Here is a 16,016-nt window from a genome sequence, read left to right on the forward strand (position 1 = left end):
CCCTGCTGCGACCGCCGGCGGGGAGTCGAGCGTGCCGGGGGCTGAGCTCATCGAGGTCAGGCCGCCCCGCCCCGGGAGATGAGCTCGCGGGCCAGCTGGCGGTAGGACTCGGCCCCGCTGTGCGCCGAGGCGTAGGAGGTGATCGGCTCGGCCGCCAGCGTGGCGTCGGGGAACTTCACCGTCCGGCTGATGACCGTGTGGAACACCTGGTCGCCGAAGTGGTCGACCACGCTGCGCACGACCTCGCGGCTGTGCAGGGTGCGCCCGTCGTACATCGTGGCGAGGATGCCGTCGACCTGCAGGCGCGGGTTGAGCCGGTCGCAGATCTTGTCGATGGTCTCCACGAGCAGGGCGACGCCGCGCATGGCGAAGAACTCGCACTCCAGCGGGATGATCACGCCGTGCGCCGCGGTGAGCGCGTTGACCGTGAGCAGGCCCAGCGAGGGCTGGCAGTCGATGAGGATGAGGTCGTACTCGTCGACGACCGAGCGCAGCACCCGGGACAGGATCTGCTCGCGGGCGACCTCGCCGACGAGCTGCACCTCGGCCGCGGACAGGTCGATGTTGGCGGGGAGGATGTCGAGGTTGTGGGTGCGCGTCTGCTGGATGACGTCGTGCACGTCGTGGCCACGCGAGATGAGCAGGTCGTAGATCGTCGAGTCGAGCTCGTGGGTGCGGATGCCCAGGCCGACCGACAGCGCGCCCTGCGGGTCGAAGTCGACCAGCAGCACCTTGCGGCCGTACTCGGCCAGCGCCGCGCCCAGGTTGATCGTGGTGGTCGTCTTGCCGACGCCACCCTTCTGGTTGCACATGGCGATGATGCGTGCCGGACCGTGGCCGGTCAGCGGCTGCGGCTCGGGGAAGTCGGGCAGCGGGCGACCGGTGGCGTCCATCTGGCCCGCGCCGACGCTCTCGGCTCCGGGCAGCGGGCGGGGCGACCGGTCGGTCTCGGTGTCGGTCGCGTCCATCACCTCGGAAGTCACAGGTGCTCCACTCCCAGCGCCGTGGTGTCGTCGGCCAGCATCACGCTGATCGTCATCGTCGGTCAGCATCTCGCTGATCGCGACGACCCTAGTCGCGACGCCCAACGCGCTTCAAGGCAGGGTGCGGCGTGTCGCGTCACCGTGCCCGCGGGTGGGCCTGCGCATAGACCTCCCGCAGCTTCTGCACCGTGACCAGCGTGTAGACCTGCGTCGTGGTCACCGAGGCGTGCCCGAGCAGCTCCTGCACGACCCGCACGTCGGCCCCGCCGTCGAGCAGGTGGGTGGCGAAGGAGTGGCGCAGCGTGTGCGGGCTGACGTGCGCCGACAGCCCGGCGCGCTCGGCCACGGCGCTGATCGTGGCCCAGGCGCTCTGCCGGGACAGCCGTGCGCCGCGCTGGTTGAGGAAGACCGCCGCGGTCCCCCCGCCGTGCGCGGCCAGGGCGGGCCGGGCCCGCACCAGGTATGCCGTGACCGCCTCCCGCGCGTAGGTCCCCAGCGGGACGATGCGCTCCTTGTCGCCCTTGCCGAGCAGGCGCACCGCGCCGGCGTCGAGGTCGACGTCGTCCAGGTCGAGGCCGACCGCCTCGCTGATCCGGGCGCCGGCGCCGTAGAGCACCTCGAGGAGGGCGCGGTCGCGCAGCGAGGTCGGGGTGTCGCCCAGGCTCGCAGCCTCCAGCAGCCGTTCGACCTCGTCGACGCCGATCGCCTTGGGCAGCCGCTTGGGCGGGCGGGGCGGGCTGACCGCCGCGGCCGGGTCGGCGCCCACGACCCCCTCGAGGGCCAGGAAGCGGTGGAAGCCGCGGACCGCCACGAGGGTGCGCGCGGCCGAGGACGCCGACAACGCTGGCCGGTCGGGGCTGCCCTCGCGCAGGGCGGCGAGGAAGTCGGTGACGTCGGCCTCCTGCACCGCTGCGGCGTCGGCGATCCCGCGACCGGCGAGGAACTCGCGGTAGCGGGACAGGTCGCGGCGGTAGGAGGCCAGGGTGTTGTCAGCCACCCCCCGCTCGATCCGCAGGTGGTCGAGCCATCCGCGGACCGAGCGGTCCAGCGCCGTCAGGGGCGCCGCCGGGGTGGTCTGCTGCGTGGGGGCAGCGCTCAGCTGAGCACCTCGTCCAGCGACACGGCCTGCATGCCGTGCGCGTCGGCGACGGGGCCGTAGGTGACGGCACCGTCGTAGGTGTTCAGGCCCAGCGCCAGGGCGTGGTCGGCCTTGAGGGCGTCTCGCCAGCCACGGTTGGCGAGCTCCACGGCATACGGCAGCGTCACGTTGGTGAGCGCGTAGGTGGAGGTGTGCGGCACCGCGCCGGGCATGTTGGCCACGCAGTAGAACATCGAGTTGTGGACCTGGTAGGTCGGGTCCGCGTGGGTGGTCGGCCGCGAGTCCTCGAAGCAGCCACCCTGGTCGATGGAGATGTCCACGAGCACCGAGCCCGGCTTCATCCGGGAGACCTGCTCGTTGGTGATCAGGGTCGGGGCCTTGGCGCCCGGCACGAGGACGGCGCCGATGACCATGTCGGCGTCCATGATCGCGCGCTCGACCTCGTAGGCGTTGGACGCCACGGTCTGGCAGTGGCCCTGGTAGATCGCGTCGGCCTGGCGCAGGCGCGCCACGTTGCGGTCGAGCAGCAGCACCTCGGCCTGCATGCCCAGCGCGATCGCGGCGGCGTTCATGCCGGAGACGCCGGCGCCGATGACGACGACCTTGGCGGCGTAGACGCCGGAGACGCCACCCATGAGGATGCCGCGACCACCCTGGGCGCGCATCATCGTGTGGGCGCCGACCTGCGGGGCGAGACGACCCGCGACCTCGGACATCGGGGCCAGCAGCGGCAGCGAGCGGTCGGGCAACTCGACGGTCTCGTAGGCGATGCCGGTGACCTTGCGCTTGGCCAGCTCCTCGGTGAGCGGCTTGTCGGCGGCGAGGTGCAGGTAGGTGAAGAGGGTCTGGCCCTCCCGCATGCGGTGGTACTCGGAGGCGATCGGCTCCTTGACCTTGAGGATCAGGTCTCCGGTGCCCCACACGTCGTCCGCGGTGTCGAGGATCGTGGCGCCGGCGGCGACGTAGTCCTCGTTGAGGATGGAGGAGCCGACACCCGCGTCGGTCTCGATGTAGACGTCGTGGCCGTGCTGCACGAGCTCGTGCACGCCCGACGGCGTGATCGCCACGCGGTACTCGTGGTTCTTGACCTCGCGAGGGATTCCGATCTTCACCGGATATCAGTTCCTTTGTGTGGTGCTGTGCCGTCGGCGTGGCCCCGTTGCCACGCCGATCGGCTGCCCGAGGGCAGCGGCTGCGAGTCTAGACCCGCCCACGGTGCCCTGATGTCGTCCAGGAGGCTGACCCCGATGAAGCTGTATGCCGACCTACCGGGCCGCCGGAGCGCCCAGGTCCTCGCCGATGTCGGTGTCCTGATCTGGGTGGTCGGGTGGCTCTGGCTCGCACGCCACGTGCACGACGCGGTGCTGGCGCTCGCCGCACCGGCCCGCCGGCTGGAGTCGGCCGGGGGCAGCTTCGGCAGCTCCATGGGCGATGCGTCCCACACGCTGCGGCAGGTCCCCGTGGTGGGCGACCAGCTGCACGGTCCGTTCGACCGGGCGGCGGCGACCGGCCAGGGCATCGCGGGGGCGGGACACGACCTCGCCACCGGCATCACGCAGCTGGCCACGGTGCTGGGGCTGACGACCGCACTCGTGCCGATCGGCGTCGTCGGCGGCGTGTGGCTCGTGCGCCGGGCGCGCTTCGCCCGTCGGGCCGGGGCGGCACAGCGCCTCATCGACGGGAAGGCAGACCTCGAGCTCTTCGCGCTGCGGGCGATGAGCCGCCAGCCGCTCCCCCGGGTCGCCCGGGCCAGCGACGACCCGGTGGGGGCGCTGCGCAGTGGCGACCGGCGCGCGATACACGCCTTGGCGACGCTGGAGCTGCGGGCGGCCGGGCTGCGGCCGCCCGCGCTCCAGGTCAGTCCGCGGGAGTCGTGAGGACCTGGGGCACCAGGTCCTCGGCGGGCGGTGCCCAGGTGGTCGCGTCGGCGTCGACCTGCTCGCCGGAGCGGATGTCCTTGACCTGGTCGCCGTGCTCCCCGGCGCCGGGGAACCACACGAACGGGATGCCACGACGCTCGGCGAAGCGGATCTGCTTGCCGAACTTCGCCGCCGCCGGGGCGACCTCGCAGGCGATGCCACGGGAGCGCAGCGCCGCCGCGGTGCGCATGGCCCCGGCGCGGCTGTCCTCGTCGTTGAGGGCGACCAGCACCGCGCTGGGGGTGGTCCGGCTGGCCCGCACGCTGCCCTGGGCGAAGAGCTTGCCCAGCAGCCGGGACACCCCGATCGAGATGCCCACCCCGGGGTAGGTCGTCTTCCCGTCGCTGGCCAGGGCGTCGTAGCGACCGCCGGAGCAGATCGAGCCGAAGTGCTCCTGGCCGACGAGCTGGGTCTCGTAGACGGTCCCGGTGTAATAGTCCAGCCCGCGCGCGATGCGCAGGTCGGCCACCAGCAGGCCGGGTGCGTGCTCGGCGGCGGCGCGCATCACAGCGGCCAGCTGCTCCAGGCCCTCGTCGAGGACCGGGTGCTCCACGCCGAGGGCGCGCACCTGCTCCACGAACGAGTCGTCCGGCGTGGCGATCTCGGCCAGCCGCAGGCACGCCTTGGCCTGGGCCTCGGTGGCGCCGATGCCGACGAGCAGCTCGGTGACCTTCTCCGGGCCGATCTTGTCCAGCTTGTCGACCGCGCGCAGCACGCCGGCGACGTCCTCGAGGCCGAGGCCGCGGTAGAAGCCCTCGGGGATCTTGCGGTTGTTGACCTGGATCCGGAACGCCGGCACCGGCAGCCGGGAGAAGGCGTCCGCGATGACCAGCGGCAGCTCCACCTCGTAGTGGAACGGCAGCTCGCCCACGTCGACGATGTCGATGTCGGCCTGGGTGAACTCGCGGTAGCGGCCCTCCTGCGGGCGCTCGCCGCGCCAGACCCGCTGGATCTGGTAGCGGCGGAACGGGAAGGTGAGCTTGCCGGCGTTCTCCAGGACGTAGCGCGAGAACGGCACGGTCAGGTCGAAGTGCAGGCCCAGGCCGGGGCCCTCCTCGTCGGCCTCGGCCCCGAGCCGGCGGATCGCGTAGATCTCCTTGTCGGCGTCCTCGCCCTGGCTCGACAGGCGCTCGACCGGCTCGACCGCACGGGTCTCGATCGAGGCGAAGCCATGACGCTCGAACGTCTCCCGGATGACGTCGAGGAAGTGCTGCTCGACGATCCGCTCGCCGGGCAGGTACTCCGGGAAGCCGCTGATCGGCGTCACCTTGGTCGGGCTCACTGGGTCAGTCCTTGCAGGTAGGGGTTGGTCGCCCGCTCGCGGGCGATGGTGGTGGCCGGGCCGTGCCCCGGCAGGACAAGGGTGTCATCCGGCAGTGGCAGCACGACATCCGTCAACGACCGGGCCATCGCCGCGCCGTCGCCGCCGGGCAGGTCGGTGCGCCCGATCGACCCGGCGAAGAGCACGTCGCCGGAGAGCATGGTGGTCCGCACGCCGGCCTCGTCGGCGGTGCCGTCCGGCACGTCGGGCAGGCCGAACATCACCGAGCCCTCGGTGTGCCCGGGCGCGTGCAGGACGCTGACGTCCAGGCCGGCCAGGCTCAGGCTCTGGCCACCGGTGAGGTCGACGACCTCGCTCGGCTCCTGCCACGTCGCCGCCGGGCCGAACTGCTGCTGCAGCATCGCCAGCAGCTCGGGGGCGAGCATGCCCAGCGGGTCCTTGAGCCGGTAGTGGTCGTCGGCATGGATGTACGCCGCGACGCCGCCGGCCGCACACACCGGCGTCACCGAGCTGACGTGGTCGAGGTGGCCGTGGGTGAGCAGCACCGCGGCCGGGCGCAGCCGGTGCTGGCGCAGCACCTCGGCGAGCCGGTCCTCGACCCCGATACCGGGGTCCACGATGAGGCACTCCTCGCCCGCGGCGGGCGCGAGGACGTAGCAGTTGGTGGCAAAAGCCGTTGCGGGGAATCCGACGGTCAGCACGCAGCCGAGCCTAACCGTCACGGACTCGTGACCACGCACCGCCGCCCGTGCGGGGACCGGTGCCTAGACTGACCGGGCCCGGGCCCTCGCGGCCCCTCACCGACCTCCCGAGGAGCTCACCCGTGTCGCCGAAAGCCCGCGACCGCGCCCGTGCCAAGCGCCGGGCCGAGAAGCGCCAGGCCGTGTTCGAGAGGCGTGCCGCCGAGCGCGCTCGCAACCGCCAGGTCGTGGCCGTCGTCCTCGCCGTGCTGCTCGTCGTCGGTGGCCTGGTCGGTGTCAGCTACGCGGTCAACCGCGGCAAGGGCACAGCCACGCCGGCCACCCCGTCCGCCTCGAGCTCATCCGCGTCCCCGAGCCCCTCGGTGACCCGCACGCTGCCGCCGAAGTCGCTGGCCGCGGGCAAGACCTTCGTCGCGACGATCACGACCAACCGCGGCCCGATCACCGTCCAGCTCGACGGGACCAAGGCGCCGCAGACCGTGGCCTCCTTCCTGCAGCTCGCCGGTGACGGCTACTGGGCGAACAGCCGCTGCCACCGCCTCACCACCGCCGGCATCTTCGTCCTGCAGTGCGGCGACCCGACCGGCACGGGCAACGGCAACCCCGGCTACGGCTACGGCATCGAGAACGCGCCCAAGGACGGCAAGTACCCCACCGGCACCCTGGCGATGGCGCGCACGTCGGACCCCAACTCCAACGGCGGGCAGTTCTTCATCGTCTACAAGGACACCCAGCTGCCCACCGACGGTGGCGGCTACACGATCTTCGGCACGGTGACCTCCGGACTCGATATCGTCAAGAAGACCGCTGCTGCCGGCGTCCAAGGTGGCCAGACCGACGGGCCCCCGGCGCAGCCGATCAGCATCCAGAAGGTTGTCGTCACCGAGAAGAAGGCCTGAGACCGTGTCACAGCAGTCCGACCACCCCGAGCGCCCCGCCAGCCCCGCCGGCATGCCGAGCCCGGCCAGCCTCGCCGGGACCCGGCGCCCTGCCGCGCCGGCCACGTTCGGCCGCGTCGCGGAGGACGGCACGGTCTTCGTCCGCACCGGCGACGGTGAGCGCGAGGTCGGCTCCTACCCCGGGGCCACCCCCGAGGAGGCGCTGGCCTACTTCACCCGCAAGTACGACGAGCTGCTCGCCTCCGCGGAGCTGCTGCTGCAGCGGGTCACCCAGACCGACCTGCCCGCCAAGGACGCCGTCGACGGACTGGCCCGGCTGCGCGAGCACGTCGCCGAGGCCAACGTGGTCGGCGACCTGAGCCTCATCGAGGCCAAGGTCGCCGAGATCGCCACGGCCACCGAGGCCCGCAAGCAGGTCGAGGGCGCCCAGCGCAGCGCGGCCCGCGAGAAGAGCAAGGCGCGGCGCGAGGAGATCGTGGCCGAGGCCGAGCGGATCGCGGCCCAGCCCCCGGCCTCGGTGCAGTGGAAGACCAGCGGCGCCCGCATGCGCGAGCTGCTGGAGGAATGGAAGGCCGAGCAGCGCGCCGGCGCCCGCCTCGACCGCGAGACAGAGAGCGCCCTGTGGCAGCGGTTCAGCGCCGCCCGCAACGGCTTCGACAAGGCCCGCCGGGTCCACTTCGCCCAGCTCGACGCGACCCAGGGTGAGGCCAGGGCCGCCAAGGAGGCGCTGGTCAAGGAGGCCGAGGCCCTCTCCAGCAGCACCGACTGGGGCCCGACGGCGACCGCCTACAAGCGGCTCATGGACCGCTGGCGCCAGGCCGGCCGGGCCTCCCGCGCCGACGACGACGCCCTGTGGGCCCGGTTCAAGGCCGCGCAGGACGCCTTCTTCCACGCCAAGGACGAGGTCGCGGCCGCCGAGAACGAGGAGTTCAAGGCCAACCTCGTGGTCAAGGAGGCCCTGCTCGTCGAGGCCGAGGCGATCCTGCCGGTGACCGACATCGACGCGGCCAAGGCGGCCCTGCGCGCGGTCCAGGAGAAGTGGGACCGGGCCGGCAAGGTGCCACGCGCCGACATGGAGCGGGTCGAGAAGGGCCTGCGCCGGGTCGAGCAGGCAGTCCGCGAGGCCGACGAGAAGCGTTGGGCCGCAACCAACCCCGAGGTCGCCGCCCGCGCCCAGAGCCTCGTGGACCAGCTCGAGGCTGCCGTCCAGGGCCTGCGCGAGGACCTCGCCAAGGCCCGGGAGTCCGGCAACGCCCGCAAGGTCGCCGACGCCGAGGCGGCGCTCGCCGCCCGCGAGCAGTGGCTCGAGCAGGCCCGCGCCGGGGTCCAGGAGTTCAGCGGCTGAGGCCCCTCCCCCGCCACACCGGTATGCCGTGCCCCTCACCGTGAGGGGCACGGCATACCTGTTGTGGCCGGGGCGGCACGCGCAAACCCGCGTGCGCCAACGGGATCCGGGCCGACAGGATGGGCCCGTGACCGATCAGACCCCGACCCCCACCCTGGCCGAGCGCGCGCGGGCGGCCCGGCCCGGCATCACCCGCTGGCTCCCGTCGCGCCTGCCCCTCACGCCGGAGGAGCAGCTGCGCGATCTCGCGGACGTGCTCGCCGGTCTGGCCGACGACGCCACGTGGGACTCCTACGGCGCCCGCGGGACGGTGGCCTTGCTGGAGAGCCGGCTGGCCGAGCTGCTGGGCACGCCGGCCGTGGCGTTCTTCCCCAGCGGCGTCATGGCCCAGCAGTCGATGCTGCGGGTCTGGTGCGACCGGCAGGGCTCGCGCCGGGTGGCCCTCCCCGCCCTCTCACACCTGCTCCACCACGAGGACGACGGCCCGCGGCTGCTGCACGGGTTCGACTTCCGGATGCTGACCGAGGGCGCCCGGGTGCCCGGCGTGGACGACCTGGCCGCGGTCCCGGGTCCGCTCGGCGCGGTGCTGCTGGAGCTCCCGCTGCGTGACGCGGGCTACCTCCTGCCCTCGTGGGAGGAGCTCGAGGCGTTCTCGGCCGCCTGCCGTGAGCGCGGCGTACCGCTGCACCTGGACGGCGCCCGCCTGTGGGAGTCCACGCCACACCTCGGCCGGTCGCTGGCGGAGGTTGCCGCGCTGGCCGACAGCGTCTACGTCTCGTTCTACAAGGGCCTGGGCGGGCTCGCCGGCGCCGCACTCGCCGGCCCCGAGGACGAGATCGAGCAGGCCCGCGCGTGGCGGACCCGGCACGGGGGCACCCTGTACACGCTCATGCCGTACGCCGTGGCGGCGCTGCGCGGCCTCGACCAGCACCTGCCCCGCATGGCCGAGTTCCACGAGCGCGCCCAGGAGCTCGCCAAGCACCTGCCGGAGCGTGGCATCCGGGTCCTGCCGGAGGAGCCGCACACCAACGCGTTCCGGATCTTCGTCGAGGCACCGGCCGAGTCCCTCAACGAGCGCCTGGTCACCGCGATGGAGCAGGACCACCTCATGGCGTCGGCCACGTGGGAGGACAGCGAGGTGCCCGGCTGGTCGTGGACCGAGTTCACCGTCGGCCCGTCCACGATGGAGTGGACCGCAGCCGAGGCCGTCGAGGCGCTCGGCCGCGTCTTCGTGGACTGACCGGGGGCCGGCGCTACTGCTGCTTGACGGGGGCCTTGCCGCCGGTGATGCGGTAGACGTCGAAGACGCCGTCGATCTTGCGGACCGCCTTGATGACGTGGTCGAGGTGGCCGGGGTCGCCCATCTCGAAGGTGAACTTGCTCATCGCGACACGGTCACGCGTGGTCTGCACGCTCGCCGACAGGATGTTGACGTGGTGGTCGGACAGCACCCGGGTCACGTCGGAGAGCAGCCGGTTGCGGTCGAGCGCCTCCACCTGCAGCTGCACGAGGAACACGCTGCCGGCCGACGGGGCCCACTCGACGTCGATGAGCCGGTCCGGCTGGGCGAGGAGGGACTCGGCGTTGGTGCAGTCGGCACGGTGCACCGACACGCCGCTGCCCCGCGTGACGAAGCCGATGATCGGGTCGCCGGGCACGGGAGTGCAGCACCGGGCCAGCTTGACCCACACGTCGGCGGTGCCGACGACCACGACGCCGGGGTCGCCGCTGCGGCGACGCACCCCGCGGGTCGGCATGGTCGCCTCGGCGAGGTCCTCGCTGGCGCCCTCCTCCCCACCGAGGGAGGCCACCAGCCGGCCCACCACGTGCTGGGCGCTGACGTGGCCCTCGCCCACCGCGGCATACAGGGCGGCGATGTCGGCGTAGCGCAGCTCGCCGGCCAGGCCGGCCAGGGACTCGTGCGACATGAGGCGCTGCAGCGGCAGGCCCTGCTTGCGCATGGCCTTGGCGATGGCGTCCTTGCCCTGCTCGATGGCCTCCTCGCGGCGCTCCTTGGAGAACCACTGGCGGATCTTGTTGCGGGCGCGGGGGCTCTTGACGAAGGTCAGCCAGTCACGCGACGGCCCGGCACCGTCGGCCTTGGAGGTGAGCACCTCCACGACGTCGCCGTTCTCCAGCGGGCTCTCCAGCGGCACCAGCCGGCCGTTGACCCGGCCGCCGATGCAGTGGTGGCCGACCTCGGTGTGCACGGCGTAGGCGAAGTCGACCGGGGTCGAGCCGGCCGGCAGCGCGATGACCTCGCCCTTGGGTGTGAAGACGTAGACCTCGCGGGCGTTGATCTCGAACCGCAGCGAGTCCAGGAACTCTCCCGGGTCGGAGGTCTCCCGCTGCCACTCCAGCAGCTGGCGCAGCCAGGCCATGTCGCTGATCGGGCCGGTCTCGCCGTCCTTGGGCTGGGCCTGGGCACCGCCCGGGGCGTCCTCCTTGTACTTCCAGTGCGCCGCGACGCCGTACTCCGCGCGTCGGTGCATGGTGTGCGTGCGGATCTGGATCTCGACCGGCTTGCCCTCGGGCCCGATGACCGTCGTGTGCAACGACTGGTACATGTTGAACTTGGGCATGGCGATGTAGTCCTTGAACCGCCCCGGCACCGGGTTCCACCGGGCGTGCAGTGCGCCGAGCGCCGCGTAGCAGTCACGGACCGTGTCGACCAGCACCCGCACCGCGACGAGGTCGTAGATCTCCTCGAAGTCGCGGCCGCGCACGATCATCTTCTGGTAGACGGAGTAGTAGTGCTTGGGCCGGCCCGTCACCGTGGCCTTGATCTTGGCCGCGCGCAGGTCGTTGTTGACCTGCTCACGCACCCCGGCGAGGTACTCCTCCCGGGCCGGCGCGCGCTCGGCGACCAGGCGCACGATCTCGTCGTAGACCTTGGGGTAGAGGGTCGCGAAGGACAGGTCCTCCAGCTCCCACTTGATGGTGTTCATGCCCAGCCGGTGGGCCAGCGGGGCGTAGATCTCCAGGGTCTCGCGGGCCTTGCGCTGCGCCGACTCCTGCGAGACGTAGCGCCAGGTGCGGGCGTTGTGCAGCCGGTCGGCCAGCTTGATGACCAGCACCCGGATGTCGCGGGCCATCGCCACGACCATCTTGCGCACGGTCTCGGCCTGGGCCGCGTCGCCGTAGGTGACCTTGTCGAGCTTGGTCACCCCGTCCACGAGCATGGCGACCTCGGGCCCGAAGTCGCGGGTGAGGTCCTCCAGGCTGTATGCCGTGTCCTCCACCGTGTCGTGCAGGAGCGCGGCCGCCAGCGTGGCCGGGGTCATGCCCAGCTCGGCCAGGATCGTGGCCACGGCCAGCGGGTGGGTGATGTAGGGGTCGCCGCTCTTGCGCAGCTGGCCGCGGTGGGCCTGCTCGGCCACGGCGTAGGCCTGCTCGATGACCGTCAGGTCAGCCTTGGGGTGGGTGGCCCGGACGGTGCGCAGCAGCGGCTCGAGGACGCGGTAGGTCCCCTGGCGCGGGCCGCCGAAGCGGGCCAGCCGTGCGCGGACGCGCGGGATCGGCCCGGTCATGGGCTCGACCTGCGTGGGGGCGGAGGTTCCGCTCGTGCCGCCCGCGACGTCCTCGTTCATGACAGGAGTCTATGTGCCGTCACACGGTGAGGATGGTGTGGACCTCGCGACCCGCCAGCTTGGCCCGTCCCTCGAGGAAGCCGAGCTCGATGACGGCCTCGAACGCGACCACCTCGGCGCCGGCGCGCTCGAGCAGCGTGCAGGTCGCCTCGGCCGTGCCGCCGGTGGCCAGCACGTCGTCGATGACCAGCGTGTGGGCGCCGGCGACGAACGCGTCGGCGTGCACCTCGATGTGGGCGCTGCCGTACTCCAGGTCGTACTCCACACCCAGGGTCTCCCCCGGCAGCTTGCCGGCCTTGCGGACCGGCACGAAGCCGACGCCGAGCTCGTAGGCCACGGCCGCGCCGAGGATGAACCCGCGCGCCTCGATGCCGACGACGTGGTCGACCCGGCCGCGGTAGCGGTCGGCGATGTCGCGGACCACGGCCGCCAGGGCCGCCCCGTCGGACAGCAACGGCGTGAAGTCCTTGAAGGCCACGCCGGGCTCGGGGAAGTCAGGGATGTCGCGCAGGTGGTCGGAGACCACCTGCGCGATGGACTGCTGCTCGGTGCTCAAGGCTCTCCTCAGCGCTTGCTCTTGGGCGGGCGCTTGGGCTGGTTGCGGGGTCCGCCGGTGACGTAGGGGTGCACCGGCCGCTGGGCCCGGCCGGCGCCGGCAGGTGCCGGCTCCCGGTGGGTCTCCGCGGTGTCGTCCACGGCGGTGGTGGGCGTCGCGGCCTCACCGGACCCCTCGGCCTTGGCCTCGTCGCGGGACCGGGCCGCCTGGTAGCGCCGGGCGCGCTTGGCCAGGTCCTTCATCGCCGGCTCGCGCTCACGCAGGTCGGCCAGCAGCGGCGTGGCGATGAAGATCGAGGAGTAGGTGCCGGCCGCGATACCGACGAACAGCGCCAGGCTCAGGTCCACGAGGACGCCCGGGCCGAGCAGGACCGACCCGATGACGAGGATCGCCGCGACGGGCAGCAGGGCCACGACCGAGGTGTTGATCGAGCGCACCAGGGTCTGGTTGACGGCGCGGTTGGCGGCCTGGGAGTAGCTCATCCGGCCGTTGGCCACTGCCTGGCCGGTGTTCTCGCGCACCTTGTCGAAGACGACGACGGTGTCGTAGAGGGAGTAGCCGAGGATCGTCAGGAAGCCGATCATCGACGCCGGCGTGATCTCGAAGCCGAACAACGCGTAGATGCCGACGGTGATCACCAGGTCGTGGGCCAGGGCGATGAGGCCCGCCGCCGACATCTTCCACGTGCGGAAGTACAACGCCATGGTCAGCGCGACGAGCACGAGGAACCAGACCAGGGCCGTGATCGCCTTCTGGCTGACCGAGGCACCCCAGGAGGCGCCGATGAAGGACGCCGAGATCTGGTTCTGGCTGACGCCGAACGCCGTGGCCAGCTTGGCGCGGGCGTCCTCGGTCTGGGTGTCGCTGAGCTTCTCGGTCTGCACCCGCACGGAGTCGGTGCCGAGCTTGGTGACCACGACGTCCGCACCCTGGTTCAGGCCGCCGAGGGCGTCCTTGGCCTTGGCCTCGTAGCCCTGCGTGGTGCTGACACCGGAGACGCGCAGCTCGGAGCCACCGCGGAACTCCAGGCCGAGGTTGAGCCCGCGGGCGAAGATGCCCACGAGGGCGAGGACGAGGATGACCCCGGAGAGGGCGTACCACGTCTTCTGGCGCCCGACGAAGTCGATCGACCGCTTGCCGGAGTAGAGGTCGTTGCCGAACTGGGCGAAGCTCGTCATGACTGCGCGCTCTCCTCTGCCGCGCGGCGCGCAGCGATCGTGACCCGGCCGCGACCGGCATACAACGGTTGCTTCGCGCCGAGGCGCTCGGGGTCGAAGCCCGACCACTTGTGCCCCTCGCCGAAGAACTTCGTGTTGGCGAGGATGGCGACGACGGGGTGGGTGAACAGGAAGACCACGGCCACGTCGATGATCGTGGTCAGCATCAGCGTGAAGGCGAAGCCGCGCACGTTGCTGGTGGCCAGGATGTAGAGCACCAGCGCCGCCAGCATGTTGACGCCGTCGGCGACCAGGATGGTGCGGCGGGCGCGCGCCCAGCCGGTCTCCACGGCCTGACGCAGGTGCCGGCCCTCACGCACCTCGTCGCGCACGCGTTCGAAGAACACGATGAACGAGTCGGCGGTGATACCGATCGAGACGATGAGGCCGGTGACGCCGGCGAGCGTGAGCCGGAAGCCGTGCGACCAGCCCAGCAGCGCCACCGTGACGTAGGTCAGCATCGAGGCGATCACCAGCGACGCGACCGTGACGAAGCCGAGGGCGCGGTACTGGAACAGCGAGTAGATGACGACCAGCAGCAGGCCGATGAGGCCGGCGAGCAGGCCCTTCTGGAGCTGGTCGGTGCCCAGGGTGGGGCTGACCTGCTCCTCGGTCTGCGGGGTGAACGACATCGGCAGCGCACCAAACTTCAGCTGGTCGGCCAGGGTCTTGGCGCTCGCCTCGGTGAAGTTGCCCGTGATGCTGGCGGTGCCGGCGGTGATCGCGCTCTGGGTCACCGGCGCGGAGAGCACCTGGCCGTCGAGCACGATCGCGAACTGGTTGCGCGGCTGCGGCAGCGAGACCAGGCGCGAGGTGACGTCACCGAACTTCTTGGTGCCGTTGGCGTCGAACTTGAGCTGGATCTCGACCTGGTTGGTCTGCGCGCCGGTCTGCGTCGTCTGGAAGCCCGAGCTGGCGTCGGCGATGTCGGTGCCGACCACCTCGGCCGGGCCGAGGATGTACTTGGCCTGGCGGTCCTGGGAGCACGTCACCAGCGGCTTGGCCGGGTCGTCCATCTGGGTGGCCAGCGTCGCCTGGGTCGCCGGGTTGGAGCAGTTCAGCGCGACGAACTGCTTCTCGATGGCGGGGGTGATCCAGGCCAGGTCGCTGGCGTCCTTGGGCTTGGCGCCGGTCGAACCCGTCGAACCCGTGGTGCCCGTCGAGCCGGTGCCGGTCGCGGTGGGCGTCGGCGTGGGCGTGGTGTCCTTGCTCAGCGCGGGCGGGAAGGCCGACTTGGCGCTCGTGGTCGCGGTGCCCGACGGCGCGGTGGCCTTGGAGCCCGAGGTCGGCGTGGCGCCCGGCGTGCCCGAGGGGGCGGTGGCGGTGCCGGTGGACGTCGGGGTCGGCTGCGGGGCGCCGGCGGCCTCAACCAGCACGGCGCGGAAGCGCAGCTGGGAGGAACGCTTGAGGGAGTCGATCGTGGCCTTGTCCGGGGTGCCGGGCAGGGAGACCACGACGTTCGAACCGCCCTGGGTGGTCACCTCGGCCTCGGAGACGCCGGTGCTGTCGACGCGCTGACGCATGATGTCGACGGCCTGGTTGATCTGGTCCTGGCTGATCGAGCCGCCGTTGGTGATGACCGGCTTGAGGATGAGCTGGGTGCCGCCCTCGAGGTCGAGGCCGAGCTTGGGCGTCCACTGGGCGCTGCCCCAGGTGACGACGGCCGCGAGCAGGCCGTAGAGGCCCACGATGAGCACGGCCAGCGCCGCCAGGGTCCGCAGCGGCTTGCGGTTGCGCGGGTTGATCGCCACGGTCAGTCCCGCTCCCCGGTGGTGTCCGGGCGCTCCGCGGGCGCGGTGCCCTCGGCCGGCGTGTCCGTGGGCGCCGGGGTGGGCGTCTCGGTCGGCGCTTCGGTCGCGGGCTGCGACGATGCGGTCGCGGCGGCCGGAGCGGGGCCACCGATCGCGCGGCGGTCGAAGCGCACCAGGACGCCCGGGCTGACCTCGAGGGTGACCACGGCGTCGTCGATGGCGCTGATGCGCCCGAGCAGGCCCGAGGTCGTGGTCACCTCGTCGCCGACCTTGAGGCCGCTCTGCACGGCCTGCACCTCACGCTGGCGACGCCGCTGCGTCATGAACATGAACGCGATCAGCAGGATCGGCAGGGCGAAGATGAGCAGGTTGCCGAGGCCGGCCCCCGAAGAGGCGGCCGCGGTGGCCAGTGACGACATGAGTCAGTCCTTCACGACAGTTGGGTTGACGCGCACCATTGGGGACAACGTCCCCGGACGCGCGGAAGTCCCGGACGGAGCCGGTGCGTTCGCGTGAGTCTAGGTGAGCGGCACCACAGGCACCAAGGAACCCCGCCCATGCGCCGCCATTTCGTGATGAACACGGACGTATGCCGTGCGGCCGGCACCGGGGCGCCGCCCACGGTCGACCCACGACTGGACGCCCGACAAACGACCCGCGAGCCGGCCACATGC

14 protein-coding genes are annotated in these 16,016 nt (G+C 72.0%); 4 read left to right on the forward strand and 10 right to left on the reverse strand.

Annotated features, from left to right (window positions below; translation table 11 throughout):
• Positions 1-56: 56 nt before the first annotated feature.
• The 3 genes from VF825_RS18025 to ald form a co-directional block, all read right to left on the reverse strand.
• A complete protein-coding gene (locus tag VF825_RS18025) occupies positions 57-968 on the reverse strand; it encodes a ParA family protein (RefSeq protein ID WP_414695894.1) in 912 nt (303 codons plus the stop codon).
• A gap of 151 nt (positions 969-1,119) precedes the next feature.
• Complete coding sequence (xerD, locus tag VF825_RS18030; protein ID WP_414695895.1) at positions 1,120-2,082, reverse strand: site-specific tyrosine recombinase XerD; 963 nt, start codon at positions 2,080-2,082, stop codon at positions 1,120-1,122.
• Positions 2,079-3,194 (reverse strand): alanine dehydrogenase, encoded by a 1,116-nt coding sequence (gene ald, locus VF825_RS18035; RefSeq protein WP_331115945.1) that lies wholly within the window; start codon positions 3,192-3,194, stop codon positions 2,079-2,081. The genes xerD and ald overlap by 4 nt, the downstream gene beginning before the upstream one ends.
• Positions 3,195-3,305: 111 nt before the next feature.
• Between ald and VF825_RS18040 the strand changes: the two genes are divergently transcribed.
• Positions 3,306-3,959 (forward strand): hypothetical protein, encoded by a 654-nt coding sequence (locus VF825_RS18040; protein ID WP_331115947.1) that lies wholly within the window; start codon positions 3,306-3,308, stop codon positions 3,957-3,959.
• Here the strand turns inward: VF825_RS18040 and hisS are convergent.
• Both hisS and VF825_RS18050 read right to left on the reverse strand, forming a co-directional pair.
• The gene (gene hisS / locus VF825_RS18045) at positions 3,940-5,283 is read right to left on the reverse strand and encodes a histidine--tRNA ligase (protein ID WP_331115949.1); all 1,344 of its coding nucleotides are present in this window, start codon (positions 5,281-5,283) and stop codon (positions 3,940-3,942) included. The two genes, VF825_RS18040 and hisS, sit on opposite strands and share 20 nt — an antisense overlap.
• A complete protein-coding gene (locus VF825_RS18050) occupies positions 5,280-5,984 on the reverse strand; it encodes an MBL fold metallo-hydrolase (protein WP_331115951.1) in 705 nt (234 codons plus the stop codon). Before VF825_RS18050 ends, hisS begins: the two co-directional genes overlap by 4 nt.
• Before the next feature lie 122 nt (positions 5,985-6,106).
• On the opposite strand from VF825_RS18050, the gene VF825_RS18055 reads away from it, so the two are divergent.
• The 3 genes from VF825_RS18055 (at position 6,107) to VF825_RS18065 (ending at position 9,468) form a co-directional block, all read left to right on the forward strand.
• Positions 6,107-6,883: a peptidylprolyl isomerase gene (locus VF825_RS18055; protein WP_331115953.1), complete on the forward strand. Its 777-nt coding sequence runs from the start codon at positions 6,107-6,109 to the stop codon at positions 6,881-6,883.
• A 4-nt stretch (positions 6,884-6,887) separates the two neighbouring features.
• Complete coding sequence (locus tag VF825_RS18060) at positions 6,888-8,228, forward strand: DUF349 domain-containing protein (RefSeq protein ID WP_331115955.1); 1,341 nt, start codon at positions 6,888-6,890, stop codon at positions 8,226-8,228.
• 127 nt (positions 8,229-8,355) lie between these two features.
• The gene (locus VF825_RS18065) at positions 8,356-9,468 is read left to right on the forward strand and encodes a threonine aldolase family protein (protein ID WP_331115957.1); all 1,113 of its coding nucleotides are present in this window, start codon (positions 8,356-8,358) and stop codon (positions 9,466-9,468) included.
• A 13-nt stretch (positions 9,469-9,481) separates the two neighbouring features.
• Here VF825_RS18065 and VF825_RS18070 read toward each other — a convergent pair whose 3' ends face one another.
• The 5 genes from VF825_RS18070 to yajC all read right to left on the reverse strand — a co-directional run bounded on the left by VF825_RS18070 (position 9,482) and on the right by yajC (position 15,761).
• On the reverse strand, positions 9,482-11,758 hold the full coding sequence (locus tag VF825_RS18070) for a bifunctional (p)ppGpp synthetase/guanosine-3',5'-bis(diphosphate) 3'-pyrophosphohydrolase (RefSeq protein WP_331115971.1): 2,277 nt from the start codon (positions 11,756-11,758) through the stop codon (positions 9,482-9,484).
• A 79-nt stretch (positions 11,759-11,837) separates the two neighbouring features.
• On the reverse strand, positions 11,838-12,374 hold the full coding sequence (locus tag VF825_RS18075; RefSeq protein WP_331115959.1) for an adenine phosphoribosyltransferase: 537 nt from the start codon (positions 12,372-12,374) through the stop codon (positions 11,838-11,840).
• 8 nt (positions 12,375-12,382) lie between these two features.
• Positions 12,383-13,552, reverse strand: coding sequence for a protein translocase subunit SecF (gene secF, locus VF825_RS18080; RefSeq protein WP_331115961.1), 1,170 nt, complete (start codon positions 13,550-13,552; stop codon positions 12,383-12,385).
• Positions 13,549-15,342, reverse strand: coding sequence for a protein translocase subunit SecD (secD, locus tag VF825_RS18085; protein ID WP_331115963.1), 1,794 nt, complete (start codon positions 15,340-15,342; stop codon positions 13,549-13,551). Before secD ends, secF begins: the two co-directional genes overlap by 4 nt.
• A gap of 2 nt (positions 15,343-15,344) precedes the next feature.
• Entirely contained in the window at positions 15,345-15,761 is a 417-nt protein-coding gene (yajC, locus tag VF825_RS18090) for a preprotein translocase subunit YajC (RefSeq protein ID WP_331115965.1), read from the reverse strand.
• Between the last annotated feature and the right edge of the window lie 255 nt (positions 15,762-16,016).

It is taken from the genome of Oryzihumus sp. (assembly GCF_036391795.1).
GTDB lineage: Bacteria > Actinomycetota > Actinomycetes > Actinomycetales > Dermatophilaceae > Oryzihumus.

Bases quoted from the DNA above. Each gene is read 5' to 3' on its own strand.
- VF825_RS18025 (WP_414695894.1), bottom strand. From the start codon at position 968: ATGGACGCGACCGACACCGAGACCGACCGGTCGCCCCGCCCGCTGCCC.
- VF825_RS18040 (WP_331115947.1), top strand. From the start codon at position 3,306: ATGTCGTCCAGGAGGCTGACCCCGATGAAGCTGTATGCCGACCTACCG.
- VF825_RS18070 (WP_331115971.1), bottom strand. From the start codon at position 11,758: ATGACCGGGCCGATCCCGCGCGTCCGCGCACGGCTGGCCCGCTTCGGC.
- secF (WP_331115961.1), bottom strand. From the start codon at position 13,552: ATGACGAGCTTCGCCCAGTTCGGCAACGACCTCTACTCCGGCAAGCGG.
- yajC (WP_331115965.1), bottom strand. From the start codon at position 15,761: ATGTCGTCACTGGCCACCGCGGCCGCCTCTTCGGGGGCCGGCCTCGGC.